Raw genomic sequence first — 23,794 nt, 5'->3', positions numbered from 1 at the left:
CCCAATAAACTTTCACTTGATTTTGATATAATTTTAAACAAAGGGGGCGACAAATTGCAAGCACAATTACAAGTAATGAGCAGTTACAGTCTATTGCATAGTCCCGCAAAACTGACCGAATTAGTCGATTACGGCAAAGCTCGAGGATACTCGGCAATGGCTCTAACCGACATTAATAATTTATACGGGTCGATCGACTTTTATAAATATGCTAAAAAAGTTGGTATAAAGCCAATTATAGGTCTAACAATTGAAATCGCCGGAATTATCGATTTAGAACAAACTTATCCATTATTGCTTTTGGCTAAAAATAATTTAGGATATAAAAACTTAATAAAAATTTCATCAGCCATTATGTCCCAAAAAGATGCTATCCAAATTGAGACTATCAAAAATTATTTTGGTGGATTATTCGTTATTACTCCTGCTGAAGGATCAGAAATACTGACGACTGATGTTTCGCAGTATGTTTCCAAATTAAAAATGCTGACTGAGAACGATTCTATCTATTTAGGAGTGGGTTTGTACTCGGGGCAGATAGATAATGTTCGCAACATCAAACAAGTGGCACAGACGCAGAATTTGCCTTTGGTAGCGTTGAGCGATGTCCGCTATATCAATGAAGATGACCATTTAGCTTATCAAGTCGTCAATAATCTCCGGACGGGCCAACGATTTGAGAGTTTGGACCAAGTTGTTGAAAAAGGCGACCATTATTTACGTGAATATCAAACTTTTGTAGATGACTTTATGGCAGTCGACATGACTGAAGCAGTGAAGAACAGTGAGAAAATCGCTGACGAGTGCAATGTTGAAATTGAATTCAAGTCGACTGAATTGCCAGAATTTACGACACCAGAAGGTCTCCCTTCACGAGATTTTCTGCATCAGTTGGCCACCAAAGGTCTCAAACGCCGATTGAATGGCAATATTCCGACCAATTATCAAACGCGGCTTGACTATGAGTTAGGTGTCATCGATAAGATGGGCTTTTCTGATTATTTCCTGATCGTTTGGGATGTGATCAAGCATGCACATGAAGTAGGCATCAAGACTGGACCGGGACGTGGTTCAGCTGCAGGGGCGTTGGTGTCATATTGTTTAGGCATTACTCAAGTTGATCCGATTCAATATGATCTCTTGTTTGAACGTTTTTTGAACCCACAACGTGCTAATATGCCCGATATCGATCTAGATTTACCGGATGATCGCCGGGATGAGATGGTGAGGTACATGCACGACAAGTATGGTTCTGATCATATGGCCCAAATCATCACCTTTGGAACTCTGTCGGCTAAGATGGCTCTACGTGATATTTCACGGACGTTCAGTCAAACCCAATTTCAAATCTCACAGTGGTCCAATGCTATCCCCAAGAAGTTAAATATTAGTTTGCAAGAATCCTTAGACGAATCGAGTGCTTTGCGTAATTTGGTTGACAATTCGCGTGAAAATCAATTGATCTTCAAAGTTGCCCAACGGATCGAAGGTATTCCCAGACACTATTCAACTCACGCAGCGGGGGTCATTCTCAGTAAAAAGCCCCTGACTGATATTGTCGCCGTCCAGTTGGAAGACGATGGGATTAATTTGACTCAACAGACTAAATACAACGTTGAAAGTATTGGTCTGCTGAAAATCGATTTTCTTGGTTTGAAGAATCTAACTATTTTGGACAAAGCCATCCAAATGATTTCTAAAAAATATGGCCGTGAATTTATTCCTGAACGAATACCTCTGAATGATCCAAAAACCTTAGAACTATTTCAAAAGGGTGCGACTGATGGAGTTTTTCAATTTGAATCCGATGGAATCAAGAGCGTTTTACGACGCCTAAAGCCAACTAGTTTTGACGATATCGTCGCTACTAATGCGCTGTACCGTCCCGGGCCAATGCAAAATATTTCGACTTTCATTGCCCGAAAGCATGGCCAGGAACCAGTTATTTATCCAGACCGCTCGCTAGAGAAAATTCTGCGTCCGACTTATGGTATTTTGGTTTATCAGGAGCAGGTAATGCAGGCGTCTTCAGAAATGGCTAACTTTTCACTCGCTGATGCCGATATTTTACGTCGGGCTATCAGTAAGAAGAACGAGCAACTGATTGAAGAGAATCGACAAAAATTTATTGAAGGCGCCGTCAACCAAGGACATGATCAAGCTTCAGCCGAGAAGGTTTATCAGTATATCGAGAAATTTGGGAATTATGGTTTCAATAAGTCGCATGCGGTGGCTTATTCGATGATTGCTTTTTGGCTGGCCTACATGAAAGTTCACTTTCCAGATAGTTTCTTTGCTTGTCTGCTGAATGCGAATTTGAATAATGAAAGCAAGGTATCGACCTATATTCAAGATGCCAAGGATGCCAAAGTCAAAGTATTGAATGTTGACGTTAATCAGAGTCAATATGAATTTACCGATGAGAAACAAGCGATTCGCTTTGGCTTTTTGAGTATCAAAGGGATGCGGCGTGATCTAGCACAAAATATCATAGAAGATCGTCAAAAATCTGGCGAATACGATAGTGCTTTGAATTTCTTAAAGCGGATCGATTCACGGTTCGTCAAACGAGATTACCTTGAACCAATGATACTTGCGGGAGCTTTTGACAGTTTCAACCGCAATCGCAAGGAATTGCTCTATGACTTTCGTGATCTGATCGAGAGCATTCAATTAGCTGGCAGCAATTTGTCGTTGTTTGACATGTTAGATCCTAAGAAACATCAAGTTGATGACTTCACTTTAACTGAACGCTTGAATCAGGAGAAAGAGTATTTGGGCGTCTACGTTTCCGGACATCCAGTGGAGAAATATCGCAATCGCTTGTTAGATCTACGAACGGTCAAAATCTCAGATTTGAATCAGATGCGTAACGAAACAGTCAACGTCTTGGGCTTGATCAAGAATCTGCGGGTCATTCGGACCAAAAAAGGTCAACGGATGTGTTTTATGACGATTGAGGATGAATCTGGCAGTATTTCCGTGACCGTTTTTCCGAAACTCTTCCAAAGAATCGAAGATATGGAACTGGATGGTAAGATTTTCTTGTTTGCAGGTCATGGAAATATCGGCCAACGTGGCGATTTGGAATTTATTGCAGACAAATTGTCTGATCCAAAACAGTATACAGTGCAGCTGCCAAGCGAAAAACTCTATTTGAAAGTTGCCAAAGGCGTCGATACGCCAGAAAATTTGGAACAATTGTATAAAATCATCGAGAGTTCGCGGGGAAAAATGCCAGTGATTGTCTATCGTGAAAAAAAGCATCAGGCATTACTCTTGAAATCTAATCGTTGGATAGATTTTAATAGTGAGGTGCAGGGCAAATTGGAAAACTTTTTGGGTAAAAAAAGTGTCTTCTTAAAAAAAGACTAAATTAATTTATCTTAAAACGTTTTCAGCTCTACAAAGTATTCAGTAAAAATGTTATATTTGACTAGGTTTTGTTTTAGAAACAAATAATTTTGGAGTGTGAACAAATGAAGCGTATTGGTATTTTAACCAGTGGTGGCGACGCCCCTGGTATGAACGCTGCTATTAGAGCAGTCACACGTAGAGCCATTGATAAAGGTCTCGAAGTGTTTGGTATCAATTATGGTTACGCCGGTCTTGTTGCGGGTGATATTTTCCCACTAACAAGTGACGACGTATCTGATCGTATTCAACGTGGTGGTACATTCTTGTACTCTGCAAGATATCCCGAATTTGCCAACGTAGAAGGCCAATTGAAGGGTATTGAACAATTGAAGAAGTTTGGAATTGACGCTTTGGTTGTTATTGGTGGAGATGGTTCTTACCATGGTGCATTGCGTTTAACTGAACATGGTTACAACACAATCGGTCTACCAGGAACAATCGATAATGATATTCCATTCACTGACTTTACAATCGGTTTTGATACAGCCGTTTCAACTGCTGTTGATGCAATCGATAAGTTGCATGATACAGCAAGCTCCCACGAAAGAACATTCGTTGTTGAAGTAATGGGTAGAGGCGCTGGTGACGTTGCTCTTTGGGCTGGTGTTGCCGGTGGTGCTCAAAAGATCATCGTTCCAGAACGTGATTTTGATATCAAAGAAATCGCACAAGAAGTTAAAGAAGGCCGTGAACAAGGCAATAAGAACATGATTATTGTTTTGGCCGAAGGTGTTATGCACGCCGAAGACTTCAAGAAGGAATTAGACAAGTATGGTGATTTCGATTCACGTGCTACTGTCCTAGGACATGTACAACGTGGTGGTTCACCAACACCTAAGGATCGTGTCTTAGCAAGTAAGATGGGTGCTTATGCTGTTGATCTATTGCTTGACGGTAAGGGTGGCCTTGCTGTTGGTGTCGAAAACAACAAGATTACTTCTCACGATATTCTTGATCTATTCGATAGCAAGCACAAACCTGATTTATCACTATATGACTTAAACGAATCTATTAGTAGATAAGTTAAGCATATAAAGTTTTAATTTGTTACAATGAACAAGGAATACAACAAGAAAAGGGGATTCTCGATGAAAAGAACTAAAATTGTAAGTACACTTGGACCTGCCAGTAACGATGTTGACACAATCGTTAAGTTGATTGAAGCCGGAGCTAACATCTTCCGTTTCAACTTCTCACATGGTGATCACCCAGAACACAAAGCTCGTATGGAAATGGTACACGAAGCTGAAAAGATCACTGGTAAGACTGTTGGTATCGTTCTTGATACTAAGGGTGCTGAAATCCGTACTACTGTTCAAGAAGGCAACAAGTTTGAAGCTAAGATTGGTCAAACAATCCGTATCTCAATGGATGATTCATTGACTGGTACACCAGAAAAGATTGCTTCTACATACCCTGGTCTATACGATGATACACATGTTGGTGGTCACGTATTGATCGATGATGGTCTTGTTGATTTGAAGATCACTGAAAAAGATGACAAGAACCGTGAACTTGTTACTGTTGTTCAAAACGATGGTATGATCGGTTCAAGAAAGAGTATCAATGCTCCTGGTGTTGAAGTTCGTCTACCAGGTATCACAGAAAAAGATTCTGACGATATTCGTTTCGGTCTAGAACAAGGTATCAACTTCATCTCAGCTTCATTCGTTCGTAAAGCTCAAGATGTCTTAGATATTCGTGCAATCCTTGAAGAAAAACACTGTGAATACGTACAAATCTTCCCTAAGATTGAATCACAAGAAGGTATCGACAACATCGATTCTATCCTTCAAGTATCAGATGGTTTGATGATTGCTCGTGGTGACATGGGTGTTGAAATTCCATTTGAAAACGTACCATTCGTACAAAAGAGCTTGATCAAGAAGTGTAACGCACTTGGCAAGCCAGTTATCACAGCTACACAAATGCTTGACTCAATGCAAGAAAACCCACGTCCTACACGTGCCGAAGTTACTGATGTTGCTAACTCTGTTCTTGATGGTACAGATGCTACAATGCTTTCAGGTGAAAGTGCTAACGGTGATTACCCTGTAGAAGCTGTTGCTGCTATGGCTCACATCAACGAACGTACTGAAAAAGAACTTGACAAGAACAACTCACTAGCTATCCAACGTTTCGAAGACTACAAGGGTTCAAACGTTACAGAATCAATCGGTGAATCTGTTGTTAGAACTGCTGAAGAATTGAACATTAGTACAATTGTTACAGCAACTAAATCAGGTTACACAGCTCGTATGATTTCTAAGTATCGTCCAAGTGCTGATATCTTGGCAATCACATTTGATGAAAAGACACAACGTGGTTTGACAGTTAACTGGGGTGTTGATCCTATCATCACTGACAAGCCAGAAAACACTGATGAAATGTTCGATCTTGCTGCTAAGAAAGCTCAAGAACTTGGCTTTGCCAAGGAAGGTGACTTAATTCTTATCGTTGCCGGTGTTCCTGTTGGTGAAAGTGGTACAACAAACGTTATGAAGGTTCAATTGATCGGTTCAACATTGGTTAAAGGCCAAGGTGTTGGTGAAGAATCAGTTGTTGGTAACGTTGTAGTTGCTCACTCTGCTGAAGAAGCAAACAAGAAGATCAACGAAGGTGACATCCTTGTTACAGAAATGACTGACAAAGATTACCTACCAGCTCTTGAAAAGGCTAGTGCCGTTGTTGTTGAAAACGGTGGTCTAACTTCACACGCTGCTGTTGTTGGTATCGCTATGGGTCTACCTGTAGTTGTTGGTGCTAAGAACGCTACTACACTTGTTAGAGATGGTGACACTGTTACTGTTGATTCAAGACGTGGTGTTGTATACAAAGGTGCTTCACGTTCACTTTAATTTTTAATAAATAAAATTAAAATGCTTTAAAATATAATTAAACTGAGAGAAACTGACGAGTTTCTTTCAGTTTTTTTGTGTTTGCGTTATTATTTTGTTATTAGATTTTTATGAGGTGAAATTATTGTCAAATAAAGATATACTTGTATTTGAAATTGATCAAGCAAAAGGTAAACCAAGAGATGTAAAAAAGAAGAGCAGTGGCATCAACAATAACTGCCCATTCTGCGATACGGCTAATTTAACTAATATCATTGACCAAAAGGGCGACATGATCTGGTTAGAAAATAAATTCAAGACGTTGAAAGATACTAATAAGACCATTGTCATCGAATCTCACGATCACGAGGGCGATATTTCTAATTATTCAGTCGAAAAGAATCAGGAAGTTTTCAATTATATTTATGAATGTTGGAACAAGATGATCCAATCAAAGAAATACGAGAGTGTCTTGATGTACAAAAACTTTGGCCCCATGTCTGGCGGTTCATTGCGTCACCCACACTTTCAAATTATTGGTTTGGATAAGGTAGATGGCTACAAACACATTGAATCGGAGAATTTTACCGGTATGGATGTCTTTAACTCCAAACATATCAATGTTAATATCTCTGAAAAGCCAGTTATGGGCTTTGTTGAATTTAACGTGGTGATCAATAATCCTAAGTATATTGATGATTTGGCTGAGTTTACGCGAGTAACAGTGAAGTATGTTTTGGATGACTTCTATGGTGGGAAGTTTGATTCCTACAATATTTTCTTCTACCGTGAGAATGAGAAGATAATCTGTAAAGTTACGGCCAGATACGTTGTTTCACCATACTTCGTCGGTTATCGATTGTCTCAACGTGATGGTGACAAACAAGTGCGTGGAATCGCTGACGTATTGTTGCAAAGGTTCCGTGAGAATGTACATTCCAAAGAGATAGAATAATTCGACTAGGCTAGAGGAAAATCTCTAGCTTTTTTGATTTAATTATTTTTATTCAAGAGGTGGTTCGATAAAAATTCTTATGTAACCTTAAACCACTTTATGAACGAAAACTGTCTTTTAAAGAGGGGAAAAGTATATTTGAAATTTGTTTATTAGTGAACATAAATGTTTTACGAAAACATACATTTAAAAATCTAAAAAAACCACAGCATAACCGTGTCTCATAACTTAATCAATAAAAAAGAGTTTAGAAACCCAATTGTATTTGGTCCTTTCTGAATCTTAGTTACATACAATTATTTAGATACATTAATAGGTCACCCAAAAATGGATGACCTATCTTTAGAATTATTTCAATTTACCCTTTTGTAAGTTGCCACTCCAAGTCCAACCGGAAACTTTTTTATCACTGGAAGTAATGTAATAGTAAGTACGTTCCTTGCCGTGGTGGATCTTAACAGAAATCTTCTTAGTTACATACCAAGTAGTGTTGTATTGACCGAGAGTCGCTTTTTCGGTTAAGGTCACTGTCGATTTATCAGCCATAAAAGTGGCTTTATAAAGCTTGCCTTTTGTGTTTTTTGAATGGTAGGCGGTCTTTTTTAATCTCTTGAGCGAACCACTGCCAGTACCGGTGTATGTATGTTTAGTATGTTTCTTGGCGACGGTTGCTGCTTGAACATTATTAGTATTAACGATGGGGAATGTTGTTAAAGGAAGAGCGGCAGTTAAAATTAAGGCTGTTGCTTTCAGATGGTTCATACGGGTATCCTCCAAAAATTGAATTAATTATCGCTTATAAATATTTAATCATATTTATGGAATGGTAACTATTATTTTCTACCGAAACAAAAATGTAATTGGTAAATTAATATAGTTCAATAATGATACTTTTTCATCATAATTAATATATTAAATGAATATATGATAGTATATACATATTAATTTATAAATTCATTTAACAAGTAGGTGTGGATAGTGACAAGGATGCAGCGGCGCAATGAATTGAAGGCTAGTCAGAAGTTGAATCATAATATAGCTTTTTTGTTAATTTTGTTAAGTTGTAACGTAATCGTGTTCGTTTATCAATATACAGATCTCGTCAAGACGGTTGTCAAAGCGATGTTGTAAAAGAATCCCTGGTCATTCAGATCAGGGATTTTTTGGTGCAACTGAATTATAATATTAGTAGTAAGTCAGATCAGAGGTAGAAAATTATGAATTATAAATTAATTGCTATCGATATGGATGGCACTTTATTAAATAGTAAGAGTAAAATTTCTGCAGCTAATAAACAGGCAGTTACTGAGGCCGTCAAACAGGGAACACAAATCGTCATTTGTACTGGGCGTCCTTATAAAGAAGCTCTGGTTTTTGCTAAAGAATTAGGTTTGAATCAGACGGATCAATATATTATCGACTATGGTGGCAGCATGATTCAAGACGATAGTGGCAAAGTCATTTATCAAAAAGTTTTGCGTAATCAAGAGTGTACCGATATTGCTCAGACTTTGTTTGCTAATAAGATCAACTATCACTTGATCGATACAAAGGGCAATCTCTATGACAGTGATCAGGACTGGACTGAGAAACGAATGCTACAGCCAAAACTAAGTATTTTAAAGTTCTTAGTGAGCGGTCATAAGGGAAAAATTGCCAAGTGGGCAGAATTTTTACATGAACAATACGATTCTGACTACTTTGTAGTCAAAACAAGTCCTAAAGAAGTTGAGCTTTGTCCTAAGAATGTCAACAAAGGTACCGCTTTGGAGCATTTGATCAAGTATTTGAAGTTAAAACCAAACCAAGTGGCGGCAATTGGCGATATGGACAATGATCTACCGATGATGAAAGTGGCTGGTTTGAGTATTGCAATGGGTAATGCCAACGATAATATTAAACAAGCTTGTGATGTGGAGACACTCGACAATGACCATGATGGCGTTAGTGCCACTATTGAAAAATATATTTTAGAAAAATAATAGGTAACGAGAAATATTCGTTAGTATTAGAGAAATAAAAAGATGGTTCAATTCAGGTCATAACTCCCGGATTGAACCATCTTTTAAGTTTTATTAAGCTTCTGGTTGATAATCTTTATCAATGATCAAAATAGGTTTGATCGTTTCACCACTAACTGAAGCAGCGTCGGCTTCGTTGATTTGGTCGAAGTCATAGAACTTTTCAGTCAAGTCGAATGGGAAGACACCCATTTGATAGAACTTGATCAAGCGAGGAATATCAACTTGAGGAATTGAGTCACCCATGTTGACCCCAACGATCTTCTTGTCGTCGACACAGAGATCGTTCCAAGTTGAAATGTCGATGTTGTGTGGTGTAACGGCGATTGTGGCTGTTGTACCGCCTTGTGTCAAGGCAGCGATTGAATCGGTCATAACTTTAGCTACACCGGTTGTATCAACGGCCCAATCAACGCCTAGACCTCCAGTGATCTTCTTGATAGCTTCGACAGCATCTTCGTTCTTACTATTAACGACGTCAGTAGCACCCATCTTCTTAGCTAATTCCAAACGTGAATCAACGATATCAACCGCGATAACATTGACACAGCCGGAGATCTTACCAGCCATCATGGCAGCCAAACCAACAGCACCAGTACCGAAGACAGCAATCGTGTCACCAGGTTTTGGTTGGAGAGTATTGAAGACCGTTCCTGAACCAGTTACGTAGCCACAGCCCAAAGGTCCGAGCTTTCTCAAATCTAGGTCCTTAGGTACTTTAACGGCATTTCTCTTGTCGATAACGGTGTGGGTAGTGAATGATGATTGATTGAACATATCACTGACGTGGTGGCCATCTTCAGTAAAGTGGTCAGAACCGTCAGGACGTGTACCAGATAAGTTTGAAGCGGCATACTTACGACATTGGGTAGGTTTACCTTTCAAACAATTGTCACATTCGCCACAAGAATAGAATGACATAATGATGTGATCGCCAGGTTTGAAGTTAGTAACGTTCTTACCAACTTTTTCAACAATACCGGAACCTTCGTGTCCTAAAACAACAGGGAAGGTAAAACCAGCATCGCCTTTACGAAGAGCTTCATCAGAGTGGCAAATACCTGAAGCAACGACTTTGACTTGGAGACCATCGTCGGTCATATCAGCCAATTCGACGTCATCTTTGATTACAAATGGATCATTAACTTTATCAACTACAGCAGCTTTAATTTTCATAACTAATCCCTCTTCCAATAATTGTAAACGTTTTCTACAAGAATTAGTATTTCACTTTTATTTTAAAAATTCAATCTTGTTTTTTTAAAAAGACTAAATTTTATAAATATTTTTATCTAAAGAGTGAGGTGGAAAGTGAAGGTTTTTAAAAAATATTCAAAATTAATTGTGAAAAAGGTTTTATGTAACATTGCCGATAAGGTAAAATAAGAAATGATTAAATACGAATATAAAGAGTATGGTGAAAAATGGAAATAAGTGAAATGTATGGTGAGGTTTTACCTGGAACGGTAACTGATCTTAACAAGGATGAAGCATTCGTACAGATCGAAGGATATACGTTTGCTTTAGATTTAGATGAATTGACCGAGATTCCCGAATTAGGTGATGAGGTTGCTGGTTTTCTTTACGAGAATCAAGCTCACAAGAACAAAATGACGACAGTTATGCCTTTTGTGACGAAAGGTGTTTGGGATTTTGCGGAAGTAACTAATGTCAGAACTGACTTGGGTGTTTTCGTCAACGTTGGTTTGGAAGATAAGGACTATGTAGTATCTTTGGACGATTTGCCATTGGAACACAACGAATGGCCTAAGGTCGGCGACAGTTTGATGGTGACGCTCGACATCGATCACAAGGGACGTTTGTGGGGTAAACTAGCTGATATTGAACTTTACACGCAGATTGCTCGTAGTCCTGATTCAGAATTGAAACAATTGATGAACAAGGATGAAGAGGGAACAGTCATCGCTATCAGAGAGTCAGGAGCATTTGTAATGACTGAGAGTTATTACATGGGCTTTATTTACACTGACGAACAAGGTGAACCATTGCACATTGGTCAACACGTTAAGGCTCGTGTCATTGGTTCAAGTCACCGTCGACTAAATCTTTCAATGAAGCCACGTGCTTACGAAGAGATCACTCCGGATGCTCAAATGATCGTGGCCGTTTTGGAACACTCGATCGACAAGAAAATGCCTTATACCGATAAAAGCAGTCCCGATGACATCAAAGAATATTTTGGTATCAGTAAGGCTAGTTTTAAGCGTGCTCTGGGTAATTTGATGAAGCAACGTAAGATCGAACAAAAAGATGGCTACACTTATCTCAAATAGAGGTGATAATTTATGAGTGATAAATTATCGATCAAGAATCAAGAGATGCGTGATACCATTGCCGATTACGCACGTTATTTGCGATTGGATCGGGGACTTTCCAAGAATACGATCGTCTCATATCAACAAGATCTCTTGGAATTCAGCAGTTTTTTAGAGAATAAAAAAATGACCTTCTATCCGGAAGATCATTTTGTCGTGACGCAATTTTTTGCCAGTCAGGATAAAGCAGAAAAATCCAAAACGTCACAGATGCGGATGTTTTCATCTTTACGAAAATTTTATCAGTGGATGGAATTAGTTGATAAGATCCACGCTAATCCAATGAACGAACTGGATGCTCCTAAGAAGGGGACTCATTTGCCAGTGGTTTTGTCGATGGATGAAGTTAATTCACTGATCGAATCGCCAGATATTTCAAAGCCTTTAGGCATCAGAGATCGGACGATTTTTGAAGTGATGTATGCGACCGGTTTGCGGGTCAGCGAGCTAGTCAATTTGAGTATGGATGACCTGCATTTGGACTTGGGTTTGATCAAAACGTTGGGCAAAGGCGACAAGGAAAGACTGTTGCCAATCGGCGATACAGCCATTACTTGGTTGAAAAAATACTTTGCAGAAACGCGCCAGCAATTAGTGGAAAAATATGGTCAGCAAAAAGAAGTCTTTTTGAACTTCCGTGGTAAAAAGTTGACCCGTCAGTCGATTTGGCGAATGATCAAAAAATACATCGCTCAAGTGGGCATCAAAAAAGACGTTACGCCACACACGTTGCGTCATTCTTTTGCGACTAATCTGCTGGAAAATGGTGCCGATCTGCGAGTCGTTCAAGAATTATTGGGACACTCCGATATTTCGACGACCCAGATCTACACGCACATTAACAAAACCCGGATGAAACAAGTTTACAATGAATCGTTCCCTAGAGCTTGAGGAGGTTGTTATGCTTAACAAATATAGTGATGAGAACAAAAAAATCGCTATGGGCTTTTTGTCTTATATAAGTGATTTCAAAGACTTGAACAATTTAGAACAAGAGCTGAAGTTGTATTCTGAAGATGAAAACCGGCAGCTTTACTTGTGGAAGAGCAACATTGAAGATTATTCTGGGATCGTTGCCTTGTCTTTTTCTAAAAAGACAGTTTTCATTGAATATATTTCCTTGAATCCTTCGTACCGTTCCCAGAGCAATATTTTTAAGATCTTCGATGATATTCAACAGAAGTTTCCGGATTATGTCATCTTAGGCAATTTCAATTTGAGCGATCAACTCAAACATTGGCGTCAGAATAAGGAAAAACTTGAAAAAGATATGAAAGAAACGAATTAATGCAAAAATTAAATTTAGTATTAACTGATTTTGAAGGACCAATCGACTTATTGCTGCATTTGATCAAAGAGTCCAAAGTCGATATTTACGACATTCCGATTGCTCAGATCACGCAACAATACATCGATTACTTACAGAGTATGAAAGTCTTGCAATTAGACATTGCCGGTGATTATTTAGTCATGGCGTCGACTTTGATGTCGATCAAGAGTAAAATGCTTTTGCCCCAAGCACCTGATGAAATCGCCGACGATTTAGAGAGTGACGACCCGCGTGATGAGTTGGTTTCACAATTATTGACTTATCAAACGTACAAGCGAGTAGCCGCTTATTTCGAAGAAAAAGAACAAGTTCGTAAGCAGCAATTCGACAAAGAACCCAGTGTTCCTAGTCAACAATTAGATCAGTTCTTAAAACCAGGTTCAGTCGTTTTGGACGATTTGGCTGCCACTTATGCTGAGTTATTGCGGACTGAAAAATATCACCAACCAGAAACCGAGACGATTGAAAATGAGACACTGTCGATCGAAGATGCTACGGACAATATCATGGCTAAGTTAAAGACCGCTAAAAAGATGACTTTCAAATCGTTGTTGAAACTCAACCACAATATTGAAGAGATCGTTACGGATTTTATGGCTATTTTGGAATTGGCTCGTCAACAAATCGTTTCCGTCGATCAGGCAGATTTTAAGAGTGAATTATTTATTGAATTGAGGAATTAAATGTGTATCAAGCAAAGATAATGGCCTTGTTGTTCGTGGCCGGTGATCAAGGTATCAAAGAAAAAGATCTAGCGGGATTGTTGGAGATCGACAGTGCTGCTTTACGACAAAATATTGAAGAATTGACAGTTAAATTGTTAACGGATGCTGATTCAGGCGTGCAATTAGTCAATTACAATTCAATCTATAAATTAGTTACTAAAAATGAATTCAGTGAATTATTGACGAAGTATTTCAAATCTGGCTTAGGCAGCAAACTCAGCCAAGCAGCTTTGGAAGTCTTGTCGATCATCGCTTATCGCCAACCAATCACCAGAATCGAGATCGATGAGATCCGTGGCGTACAGAGTTCCGGTAGTTTGAATACGTTGTTGATGCGGAAACTGATCAAGGAAAACGGCAAGAAGAATGTCCCCGGACATCCAAACCTCTATGTCGTGACCGATGAATTCTTTGATTATTTTGGAATTAAGAGTTTAAAGGAATTACCAGCAATAGAAAAATTTGAGGATGATTCAAAAGTAGGAGAGATAAATGGAGAAAGTTAGATTACAAAAGTTCATGGCCGATGCCGGTGTGGCTTCACGTCGTAAATCAGAAGAATTAATTGCCAAAGGTCATGTTAAAGTTAACAATAAAGTCGTGACGGAGATGGGTGTTAAAGTCGATCACAGCGATAAGATCGAAGTTGACGGGATGCCTTTAGAAACTGAAAAGAAACGTTACATCTTGATGTACAAGCCACGTGGCGTTATTTCAGCTGTAACTGACAATAAAGATCGTAAAGTTGTAACAGATTTGTTGGAAGATGACGTCCGTGAACGAGTTTACCCAATCGGTCGTTTGGACTACGATACATCAGGCTTGTTGCTATTGACCAATGATGGTGAATTCGCTAATCATTTGATGCACCCTAGATATCACGTCGACAAGTCATATGTTGCGAAGATCGAAGGTGTGCTGACGACTGAAGAGATCAAGCACTTGGAAAAAGGTATCAAGTTGAAGGGCTATACTTCCGCTCGGGCCAAAGTGACGGTTATGTCTAAAGACAAGAAAAAGCACACGTCATTGGTAAGAATCATTATTCACGAAGGCCACAACCATCAAGTTAAGAATATGTTTGATGCCGTTGGTCATAAAGTTGAAAAACTATCACGTGAGAGATATGACTTTTTAACTTTGGAAGGCTTAGTATCAGGTCAATATCGTGATTTGACACGTCAAGAAGTCGCTGAATTAAAAAAAGAAAATCGTAATTAAGTAAATAAAGCTGATAACTTTCATTTGGGGTTATCAGCTTTTTTGAATAACAAAAAAGACCATCCACTACGTGGACGGCCTTTGTAATATAAAAAAATATAAGGATGGTATCAAACTATGAGTTTGAACCTAGTTGCCGAGGACATGACAACAAAAATAATTATAGCACTCGATAAAGATTAAATTATAAAATTTATTCAGAAGAATTTTAAAAGTGATCAAAAAAATTTGAAAATGCTTTTTTTACAAAGTACGCGAACAATTTACAATATTTATATAAAAGTTTACTTGTAATTAGTAGGATTTTTTTGTAAATATGACTATTGGAAGTAAAATTATTAACAAAGATATTATTGCCAATTATTCAAATCATCTGGTTGTACGTACCTTCGGACAATAACATGATGAAAGTCATAAAGTTATTAATTAATATTTAGGTAATAAAGCAAAAGCAGTTGTAAATGAAGAAGTAAATATTATTACTGTTATATCAGGGGAAGGAAAAAATAAATAATGGAAAAAATATTCTTTCAAAAGGGTGATTTAAATTTTATAAAGAATAATTATCCAGATTCATTTGAAGATTTACGTCCGATTATTAATTCCGATATGATGAGTGTTAACATTCCGTCAGACAAGGATTATGAAAAACTAGTTGAGATGCCACTAATTGATGCACTAACTGATGATAAATCCTTAGATGGTATAGAACTTAATAATATGGGTTTAAAAGTTGAAGCAATAATTGATTACGTTAACCTCAACAATTAGAAAATTCTTTTTTACAAAGTACACAAATAATTGGTATTCAAGTTGACAGTGAAGTTCGTGCACAATCAAACATACGATTACTTGAACAATGTTGTTAATAAGTCGTTAGTTAGTCGTAGTATCCAGAATAATTCGGCTCTCAGAACGTATCAAGATATAGTCAAACTATCATTGAAATAGTTAGTGGCCTTAAAACACATAGGAAGATTATCTTTGATAATATCTATAATATGATTCTATTTATAATCATGATTATGGGAAGGCTTCCGGAACACAAGGTGCTCATTGTCATCATGAGTTATATCCATATTTGGAAGGTATCAGTACCAATCCATTTGAACATCCCAATACAGCAAAGGCCATTGCTAATGGTGAAATTCAACAACATCAACGTGCTTTAGAGCGTAAGGTACGACATGACAAAAAGATGATTCACTATTCCGAAAAGATGAAGGATGTCGTTGGTCAAAGCCATTACAAGGATATGTTGTCTCGACATCGTTCGCAGTTGAGGGATGTTGTTAAGAATTATGACTTTCTACATCGTGATTATAGTCGTGAGAAGATTGCTACTGGATTAAGTAAAAAAGAATCCAACAGAATTACTCAAAAACGCATTGATCAAGAGGCAAAACTGAATAGTCTTAAAAAGGAATTTGGTAAAGCTGGTTTCCCTAAAGATATGGATGAATATCGTCGAGTGATTTATAATAGAAGTGATACCAGAGCCTTGAGGGCACATACTTCTGGCCGAGAAAAAGGGATTGTAGAGCCGGTAATTAGATATACTGATTTCATAGCAAAATCAAATGAATTAAACACTAAGTTGATAGGTTTAAAGACAAAAGATGGTAGAACTGTAGAGTCATATAGTCAACATATGATTGCGAGAACATTTGATACCAAAAATGACGAAAGTCATGGCAATGTTGTGCGGATAGGAAATTCACCTGATGAATTAGTTAATGATTTAAAGAATGGTACTGTTATAGAACCAGATAAAGAGAAATTAAAAACATGTCTCCTGAAGAACGGAAAAAACATGATGGAATTAAATATGTCGGTTCAAAGTCATATGTAATGCTTAGTCAAAATGGAAATATTATTACTGTTTTACCCAAACACAATAAGAAAAAGAAGGGGAAATGATGGAAAATGATTTTTACCCAGCTTATTTTAAAACTGGTGATTTAGATTTTATTGAGAAAAATTATCCAGAGTTATACTCCTTCTTGAAGCCGGACATTACTCCGAATCGATTAAATGTGACCATTCATTCAGAACAACAATGGGATAAAATATGGAATCTTTTCTCAACAGCGTTGGCCGAATCTCTGAATGATAGCGGCAATGATCTTAGTGAGAATGGTTTTAGAATAGAATCAATTATTGATAATCTTTAAAAGAGCTACCTAGCTTTTAGCAATTACGTCCTAAGCATGACGTTAAAAGGCTTATTTTTTATGCTTTCAAATCGATGTCGTAGCATCGTAAAAAAATCGTAAGGGAGTAATAAGCATGAAAAGAGAGCTTTTGAAAGATTTGAATTTAACAGATGATCAGGTCGATAAGATCATGTCTGAATATGGCAAGAATTTCCAAGAGATTAACGTCAAATTAGCCGATACAGAACAAGAAAGAGATAGTTTTAAGACTCAAATTGCTGACTGTGACACTCAAATTAAAGAATTGAGTGAAAAAATCGATAATAGTAATAATAACCATAAGACAAAAACTCTCAGTTGAACTGCCCCAGTCACTCTGCTATAGTAGAAATATAAAAATAATAATTGGTTTTCAGGGCAGGGTGTGATTCCCGACCGGCGGTGTAGTCCGCGACCCAACGTAAGTTGGTTGAATGGGTCTTAGTATCCCATACCGATAGTTAAAGTCTAGATGAAAGAAAACAGATTGAGGTCTGTTTTGGTGTACCCAAAACAGGCCTTTTTTCTTTGGAAATCAATGAGAGAGGTTGATTTTATGGGAAAGAGTACAGCTAGATTTCAGGATATAATTGGAGTGTCGATTTTTGCGGCATTGGGGACGATTTTGATGTTCTTTGAGTTTCCGATTCTGATTTGGTTGCCATTTTTAAAAATTGATTTGAGTGATGTAGTTACCTTGATTGGAACGTTTGCTTTCGGTCCGATAGGAGGGACTTTGATTGCTTTGATCAAGTCATTGGTTCACGTTATCGTTACTGGCAGTGGCTTGGGCGGACTGATTGGAAACGGCTCAGCCTTTGTTGGTGCCGTGGCTATGTTGATACCGTTTAATTACTTTTGGAAGAAAGAACAAAAGACAATGGCAATAGTAATGGCCACAGTTTCAATGACCGTGATCATGTCAATTTTGAACTATTTTGTAGTAATGCCTTTGTATATGAACGTTATGGGGATGAAGTTGAATATGAACTTGGCACAGTATGTTTTAACTGGTGTCGTACCGTTCAATATCATCAAATCATTAATCATTTCGGCTTGTGTACTGATTGTTTATCCAAGAATCAAGGGACATTTTGCAATTAAATAGCAATCTAAGGGAATTTTATAAATCTTTAAAGAAAAATTTTAAACTTTTATGATATGCTTTAAGAGATAGAAATTAGGAGGTTGGTTTTTAATGGCCGATAAGGATAAAAACAATATGTCTGGCAATTCTCGTATTCCTAAATCCACTCAAGGACTAGAAGGATCTGTTAGTCTTGAGGACTTGAAGAAATATCATCTGATCGATACGGGTGATACAGACACACCTACGAATGATACAGTTTCTGACGATCAAACTTCTAATGATGTTCCTGACGAACCACAACCAGTTGACAATAATCAAAGTCAAGATACTGGAAATAACGGTTCAACAGATCATCTTCAATCTGAAGAAAACAATGATCATTTAAGTGAAGCAAAACAAGATTCTGATACAGAACCTGAAAACACGACAAACTTCGTACCGACACCACCAGTGTCAACACCAAAACACACTGAGGATGCTACTCAAGATGCTTCAGAACAACATGCTCAAGATCAAACTGAGAAGGCTGATGACAAAGATCAAAAGCCTTGGGAAAATAGTTTTGATTCTGATACTGACGACGAGGGTCACGTATCTCGTACAGTAACTAAAGAGAAACAACGTGGCAATCATACGTTAGTAGTTACTTTGGTAGTTGCTTTGATCGTGATTATGTTCACACCGGTAGTCTTGAATGCCGTTCGCGGAAGCAGCAGCAGTGACCTTGACAGTGCTCAATCGCAAAAGTCGGTTGAAAACAAAGACAAGGCAACTAAGAAAGCTAAAGCTGCTAAGGCTAAAGTCAAAGAAGAAGCTGCTAAAAAGGCCGCTGCCAAGAAGAAAGCTGAAGCCGCTAAAAAAGCTGCTGCAGCCAAGGCTAAGAAGTCTACTACAACATCTGACAATAGTGCTGATACTAACAATAATAGTAATGATACGACTAGTGACAAGAATCAAACTGTTGACAATTCAACAGCTAGTGATACTAACAGCAACCAAACGGCTGCCAATAGCAACACTGATTCACAACAAACACAACAGTCGCAAACTACTAATCAACAAGCATCAACAACTAATAACAATTCAACTACTTCAACGAACACTGACAACAGTGCTGCAAGTACATACACTGTTAAAGCCGGTGATAACTGGTTCAGAATTGCTTACAACAACAATTTAACAACCGCTCAATTGAAGAGTATGAATGGTAATGTTGGTACATTGACACCAGGTACGACATTAAGAGTTAAATAATTTAAATATAGGGTCTCTGACATTTTTGTCTGGGCCCTTTTATTAAGGAGAGAAACAAGATGCAAATCGCCATTGATGGACCAGCATCAGCTGGAAAAAGTACCATTGCTAAATTGATCGCTAAGAATTTAAATTTTGTCTATTGTGACACTGGAGCTATGTACCGTGCGGTAACTTTACTTGCAAAAAAGAATAATGTGGGTTATGGTGATACTCTCAATATTTTAAAATTAATGTCAGAACATAAAATTCATTTTCTCAATGAGGCTGATGGACAACATGTCTTGTTGGATGATGAAGACATTTCTGATGCAATTAGAACTGAAGAGATCACGAACAATGTCTCTCAAGTTTCTGCAATCAAAGAAGTTAGAACTGATTTAGTCAAAATGCAAAGAGATATGGCCAACGATATAAACATCGTTATGGACGGCCGTGACATTGGGACGACTGTTTTGCCTAATGCCGAAGTTAAAATCTTTTTAATTGCCAGCGTTGAAGTCCGTGCTCAAAGACGTTTTAAAGAAAATATTGAACGTGGTATCAATACGCCTTTAAAGGAATTGCAAGATGAAATTGCTGCCAGAGATTACAAGGATTCACATCGTGAGATCTCGCCATTGAGAAAAGCTGACGATGCCATTGAAGTTGATACTTCAAATATGACTATTGAACAAGTAGTAAATAGAGTAACTGAGATAGTTAACGAACATAAGTAGGGAGGCAAAATATGTCTATTCCAGTAGTTGCGTTGGTAGGACGCCCCAATGTTGGGAAATCTACTATTTTTAATCGGATCATTAATGAAAGACTGTCGATCGTCGAAGATACGCCAGGTGTAACACGTGACCGGATCTATGCCCGTGCCAGTTGGTTAGGAAAAGAATTCCGTTTGATCGATACCGGTGGTATTGAAATGAGTGGCGAAAAAATGTCCGTTCAAATCAAAAACCAAGCCGAGATCGCCATCGACGAAGCTGACGTTATTGTTTTGATCGTTAACGGTCAAAATGGGGTAACTTCAGAAGATGAAGATGTTGCTAAGATTTTGTATCGGACTGATAAGCCAGTTATTTTGGCTGTCAACAAGGCTGATAACCCTGAACAACGTCAAGATATCTATGACTTTTATTCACTTGGATTTGGCGATCCTAATCCAATCTCTGGTGCCCAAGGTACTGGATTAGGTGACCTATTGGATGAAATCGTCAAGGCCTTTCCTAATGAAGAGAAGGAAGAAGAAGACGATACCATTAAATTCAGTTTCATTGGTCGTCCTAATGTTGGTAAGTCATCATTGGTCAACGCTATCTTGGGTGATGAACGAGTAATCGTCTCTGACATGCAAGGTACGACTCGAGATGCTATCGATACTAAGTATCATGACGAAAAACTCGATAAAGACTTTACAATGATCGATACGGCCGGAATTAGAAAACGTGGTAAGGTTTACGAAAATACGGAAAAATATTCCGTTCTACGTGCTTTGAGTGCTATTGATAAATCAGACGTCGTCTGCGTAGTCTTGAATGCTGAAGAGGGGATCCGCGAACAAGATAAACGAGTTGCGGGTTATGCTCACAACGCCGGCAAAGGTGTCATCATCGTCGTTAACAAGTGGGATACTTTGAAAAAAGATACGAACACCATGAAGGACTTTGAAAACCAAATAAGAGTTGAGTTCCAATACTTGGCTTATGCTCCGATTCTCTTTACATCAGCTATCAAGGGTCAAAGACTCGATCAAATTCCTGAATTAGTCGCACGAGTTTACGATAACCGTGACCGTCGTATTCAATCAGCCATCTTGAATGACTTGTTACTACGGGCTACATCGATCGCACCAACACCATTAGTTAACGGTAAGAGATTGCGGATCTATTACATGACGCAAGTGGCTATTCAACCACCAACATTCGTTGTTTTCGTCAATGAACCCGAATTGCTTCATTTCTCTTACGAACGTTTCTTGAAAAATCAATTGCGTGATACTTTCGACTTCGAAGGAACACCAATTAAGATTTTACCTAGAAAACGGAAATAAAGCGGAATTTAACAGTATTTTATCCGCTTTTATAAATATATTTATATTTGAGAAGATTTATCAGAAAAAATGGCCTAAATGCTTGCCACAACGGCATTGCTATGGTAATTTTGTACATAGAATAATGAACGCATTACTCGATGTTCATGTGTTCTAAAATTTTTTACAAATATCCGGAGGTATTCACATATGGCAAATAAAGCTGAACTTATTGATAGTGTAACAAGTAAAACTGGTTTGACAAAGAAAGACGCAACTTCTGCAGTTGACGCTGTCTTTGAAACAATCCAAGAAAACTTATCAGAAGGTAACAAAGTTCAATTGATCGGCTTTGGTAACTTCGAAGTTCGTCAACGTGCTGCTCGTAAGGGTCGCAACCCACAAACTGGCGAAGAAATCAAGATTCCAGCAAGCAAGGTACCTGCATTCAAACCAGGTAAGGCTTTGAAGGATTCAGTTAAATAATTAGATTTTAACTATCATGGGGCGGTCATTGGACCGTCTTTTTTTACGCAAAAATATGGAGGTATTAATTTGAGTAAAGCAGATGAAGTTATAGAAACAATTGATGACGGCGATTTTTCGAATGTCGACCGTTTGATTCAAGAGTCATTGTCAGAAGACGATGACCAAACCCAATTTTCATTGGCTGAAACTTTAATGAGTCGAGGCCTCTCTGTTCAAGCTAAGACGATTTATGATCACCTATTGACCATTTACCCTAATGAAGGTCAAATCCTTTCGAGATTGGCTGAAATTGCCGTTTCTGACGGCGATAGCAACCAAGCGCTTGATTACATCTCAAATATCACACCCGATTCGCCGGCTTATGCAGAAAATCTGTTAGTGTCAGCTGACATTTATCAATCGCAAGCTCTCTACGAAGTCAGTGAACAGAAACTCTTGACTGGTATTCGTGAATTTCCTGACGAAGAAGTCTTCAAGTTTGCTTTGGCCGAAGTTTACTTTGACGAAAACAAATTCAGTAAGGCTTTGACGTATTACAACATGCTCCTAGATATGGGGATCAAGAATTACTCCGGAATCTCGATCACTTTGCGTAAAGCTAGTTCACTGGCCGGGGATGGCCAATATGAAGAGGCTATTAGTGAATACGAAAAATTAAACGCCTTAGAGTTGAACGAAGATGCTCAGTTCCAGTTGGGCTTTTTGTACAACCAAGTTAAAAATTATAATAAGTCGATCCAAATCTTGGAAAAATTATTGTCGACTAATCGTGATTATCCAACCGTTTATCCAATTTTGGCTGAAGATTATTTGAATATTAAAAAGACTTCGGATGCCTTCAAATATGCTCAATTAGGTTTGAATATCAACGAGTTGGACGAACGTCTGTATCAGATTGCTTTTGAAGCTGGTCAAGTTGAAGATGCATCAGCTGCTATCAAGATCATCGAAAAGGGGATCAAGAAGGCAGAGAACCCATTGCCATTGATCATCAAACTCAGTGATTATTACATCACTAAGGGACAATTCAAGGCTAATTTGGACTTGTTGCAAGGTCAAGATATCAGTAACAATCCTAAATTAGTTTGGAACTTGGCTAAGTCGCAATTTGAAACTGATGATATCGATCACGCTCAAGAGAATATTCTGGTCGTCTTAGACGATTTCAAAGATAATCTGGACTACTTGTCTGACTTGATTGAAATCTTGCGTAGTACAGGTAACAACGCCGTTTTGAAGCCGGCAGTTCAAATGTACTTGAAACAGGATCCTGATAATGAAGATATGCAAAGTTTATGGGATCAATTAACCGAAAATTAAAAAATCAATATAGATGCTTATTTTGTAAAACCGTTGGCTTGGATTTGGGCTAGCGGTTTTATTTTTTTAGAGTTGTATAACTAAAGTTAAAAATTAGAAACATTAAAAATATGTGACTTTTTTTAATATAACTCTTGCATTCTAAAAAAATACTGCTAATATTACATACATAAATTGATTTTGATTTTAACGCAAGTAGTGAAATACCTCGGTGTTCAGAGAATTGGCGGTCGGTGCGAGCCATGCAGGGTATCTTCATAAAATACAAAATCAGATCACGTATCCCACGTTTCGGGAATAAAGAGCAAATGGACTAGTCTATCCATTTGAATTTTGGGTGGTACCGCGCAAAAAAGCGTCCCTGCATATAATGCAGGGACGCTTTTTTTATACCCTGGGATACGAATTGAAGGAGGAAACGAACATGAAATTTTTTGAACAACTGAGAATGCAAGCCACATTCAGTCAGATCCTTAATGAAAATGAAGTTAAAGAAGCTAAAAGAAATTACCTTTACCGTCCCTATCAAAGCCTCAACTGGTGTTAAAAGTAATCAAAGATTAGGGAAAAATTAGGGTGAT

Annotated in this window: 24 protein-coding genes and 1 riboswitch; of the genes, 22 read left to right on the top strand and 2 right to left on the bottom strand. The window is 38.0% G+C overall.

Translation table 11 applies throughout. The features are described from left to right. The first annotated feature begins 54 nt into the window (after window positions 1-54). From dnaE to FD29_RS01180, 4 genes are all read left to right on the top strand, one after another. A complete protein-coding gene (dnaE, locus tag FD29_RS01195) occupies window positions 55-3,375 on the top strand; it encodes a DNA polymerase III subunit alpha (protein ID WP_057887154.1) in 3,321 nt (1,106 codons plus the stop codon). 104 nt (window positions 3,376-3,479) lie between these two features. Continuing rightward, window positions 3,480-4,439, top strand: coding sequence for a 6-phosphofructokinase (gene pfkA, locus FD29_RS01190; protein ID WP_057887153.1), 960 nt, complete (start codon window positions 3,480-3,482; stop codon window positions 4,437-4,439). Between the two features lie 66 nt (window positions 4,440-4,505). Continuing rightward, the gene (gene pyk / locus FD29_RS01185; protein ID WP_057887152.1) at window positions 4,506-6,275 is read left to right on the top strand and encodes a pyruvate kinase; all 1,770 of its coding nucleotides are present in this window, start codon (window positions 4,506-4,508) and stop codon (window positions 6,273-6,275) included. Between the two features lie 124 nt (window positions 6,276-6,399). Continuing rightward, on the top strand, window positions 6,400-7,209 hold the full coding sequence (locus FD29_RS01180) for a DUF4931 domain-containing protein (protein ID WP_057887151.1): 810 nt from the start codon (window positions 6,400-6,402) through the stop codon (window positions 7,207-7,209). A 348-nt stretch (window positions 7,210-7,557) separates the two neighbouring features. On the opposite strand, the gene FD29_RS01175 is transcribed toward FD29_RS01180, so the two are convergent. Beyond that, window positions 7,558-7,971, bottom strand: a complete 414-nt coding sequence (locus FD29_RS01175; protein WP_057887150.1) for a hypothetical protein — start codon at window positions 7,969-7,971, stop codon at window positions 7,558-7,560. A 455-nt stretch (window positions 7,972-8,426) separates the two neighbouring features. Between FD29_RS01175 and FD29_RS01170 the strand changes: the two genes are divergently transcribed. Next, window positions 8,427-9,191 (top strand): Cof-type HAD-IIB family hydrolase, encoded by a 765-nt coding sequence (locus tag FD29_RS01170; RefSeq protein ID WP_057887149.1) that lies wholly within the window; start codon window positions 8,427-8,429, stop codon window positions 9,189-9,191. 93 nt (window positions 9,192-9,284) lie between these two features. On the opposite strand, the gene FD29_RS01165 is transcribed toward FD29_RS01170, so the two are convergent. Continuing rightward, window positions 9,285-10,406 (bottom strand): NAD(P)-dependent alcohol dehydrogenase, encoded by a 1,122-nt coding sequence (locus FD29_RS01165; protein WP_057887148.1) that lies wholly within the window; start codon window positions 10,404-10,406, stop codon window positions 9,285-9,287. 248 nt (window positions 10,407-10,654) lie between these two features. Here FD29_RS01165 and FD29_RS01160 point away from each other — a divergent pair, with 248 nt between their 5' ends. From FD29_RS01160 to FD29_RS11710, 17 genes are all read left to right on the top strand, one after another. Then, the gene (locus tag FD29_RS01160; RefSeq protein WP_057887147.1) at window positions 10,655-11,524 is read left to right on the top strand and encodes a CvfB family protein; all 870 of its coding nucleotides are present in this window, start codon (window positions 10,655-10,657) and stop codon (window positions 11,522-11,524) included. A 12-nt stretch (window positions 11,525-11,536) separates the two neighbouring features. After that, the gene (gene xerD / locus FD29_RS01155) at window positions 11,537-12,457 is read left to right on the top strand and encodes a site-specific tyrosine recombinase XerD (RefSeq protein WP_186810600.1); all 921 of its coding nucleotides are present in this window, start codon (window positions 11,537-11,539) and stop codon (window positions 12,455-12,457) included. 10 nt (window positions 12,458-12,467) lie between these two features. Further along, window positions 12,468-12,854, top strand: a complete 387-nt coding sequence (locus FD29_RS01150; RefSeq protein ID WP_057887146.1) for a hypothetical protein — start codon at window positions 12,468-12,470, stop codon at window positions 12,852-12,854. After that, a complete protein-coding gene (locus FD29_RS01145; protein ID WP_057887145.1) occupies window positions 12,854-13,579 on the top strand; it encodes a segregation and condensation protein A in 726 nt (241 codons plus the stop codon). The genes FD29_RS01150 and FD29_RS01145 overlap by 1 nt, the downstream gene beginning before the upstream one ends. 2 nt (window positions 13,580-13,581) lie before the next feature. Next, window positions 13,582-14,127 carry an SMC-Scp complex subunit ScpB gene (scpB, locus tag FD29_RS01140; RefSeq protein WP_371862699.1) on the top strand — a complete coding sequence of 182 codons (546 nt, stop codon included), beginning with the start codon at window positions 13,582-13,584 and terminating at the stop codon, window positions 14,125-14,127. Then, the gene (locus FD29_RS01135) at window positions 14,114-14,842 is read left to right on the top strand and encodes a pseudouridine synthase (protein ID WP_057887144.1); all 729 of its coding nucleotides are present in this window, start codon (window positions 14,114-14,116) and stop codon (window positions 14,840-14,842) included. The genes scpB and FD29_RS01135 overlap by 14 nt, the downstream gene beginning before the upstream one ends. Before the next feature lie 513 nt (window positions 14,843-15,355). Next, complete coding sequence (locus tag FD29_RS01130) at window positions 15,356-15,613, top strand: hypothetical protein (RefSeq protein ID WP_057887143.1); 258 nt, start codon at window positions 15,356-15,358, stop codon at window positions 15,611-15,613. A 238-nt stretch (window positions 15,614-15,851) separates the two neighbouring features. Further along, a complete protein-coding gene (locus FD29_RS01125) occupies window positions 15,852-16,694 on the top strand; it encodes a phage minor capsid protein (RefSeq protein ID WP_083477723.1) in 843 nt (280 codons plus the stop codon). Between the two features lie 64 nt (window positions 16,695-16,758). Beyond that, window positions 16,759-17,016, top strand: coding sequence for a hypothetical protein (locus tag FD29_RS01120; protein ID WP_147007888.1), 258 nt, complete (start codon window positions 16,759-16,761; stop codon window positions 17,014-17,016). 115 nt (window positions 17,017-17,131) lie between these two features. Further along, a complete protein-coding gene (locus FD29_RS01115) occupies window positions 17,132-17,359 on the top strand; it encodes a phage scaffolding protein (protein WP_057887140.1) in 228 nt (75 codons plus the stop codon). A 43-nt stretch (window positions 17,360-17,402) separates the two neighbouring features. After that, a riboswitch (FMN riboswitch) is annotated at window positions 17,403-17,525 on the top strand. 68 nt (window positions 17,526-17,593) lie between these two features. Continuing rightward, window positions 17,594-18,145, top strand: a complete 552-nt coding sequence (locus FD29_RS01110; RefSeq protein ID WP_057887139.1) for an ECF transporter S component — start codon at window positions 17,594-17,596, stop codon at window positions 18,143-18,145. Window positions 18,146-18,235: 90 nt separating this feature from the next. Beyond that, window positions 18,236-19,381: a LysM peptidoglycan-binding domain-containing protein gene (locus FD29_RS01105; protein ID WP_057887138.1), complete on the top strand. Its 1,146-nt coding sequence runs from the start codon at window positions 18,236-18,238 to the stop codon at window positions 19,379-19,381. Window positions 19,382-19,440: 59 nt separating this feature from the next. Continuing rightward, on the top strand, window positions 19,441-20,100 hold the full coding sequence (cmk, locus tag FD29_RS01100; protein ID WP_057887137.1) for a (d)CMP kinase: 660 nt from the start codon (window positions 19,441-19,443) through the stop codon (window positions 20,098-20,100). Window positions 20,101-20,111: 11 nt separating this feature from the next. Beyond that, complete coding sequence (der, locus tag FD29_RS01095; protein ID WP_057887136.1) at window positions 20,112-21,425, top strand: ribosome biogenesis GTPase Der; 1,314 nt, start codon at window positions 20,112-20,114, stop codon at window positions 21,423-21,425. 189 nt (window positions 21,426-21,614) lie between these two features. Further along, window positions 21,615-21,890, top strand: coding sequence for an HU family DNA-binding protein (locus FD29_RS01090; protein WP_057887135.1), 276 nt, complete (start codon window positions 21,615-21,617; stop codon window positions 21,888-21,890). Between the two features lie 69 nt (window positions 21,891-21,959). Beyond that, window positions 21,960-23,213 (top strand): tetratricopeptide repeat protein, encoded by a 1,254-nt coding sequence (locus FD29_RS01085; protein ID WP_057887134.1) that lies wholly within the window; start codon window positions 21,960-21,962, stop codon window positions 23,211-23,213. A 424-nt stretch (window positions 23,214-23,637) separates the two neighbouring features. Beyond that, window positions 23,638-23,760 carry a hypothetical protein gene (locus FD29_RS11710; protein ID WP_268871990.1) on the top strand — a complete coding sequence of 41 codons (123 nt, stop codon included), beginning with the start codon at window positions 23,638-23,640 and terminating at the stop codon, window positions 23,758-23,760. Window positions 23,761-23,794: the final 34 nt, after the last annotated feature.

The sequence above is a fragment of the Companilactobacillus mindensis DSM 14500 genome (assembly GCF_001434275.1).
Lineage (GTDB): Bacteria > Bacillota > Bacilli > Lactobacillales > Lactobacillaceae > Companilactobacillus > Companilactobacillus mindensis.
The sequence above is the reverse complement of the archived record's forward strand: the minus strand, read 5'-3'. Positions and strand labels throughout refer to the sequence as shown.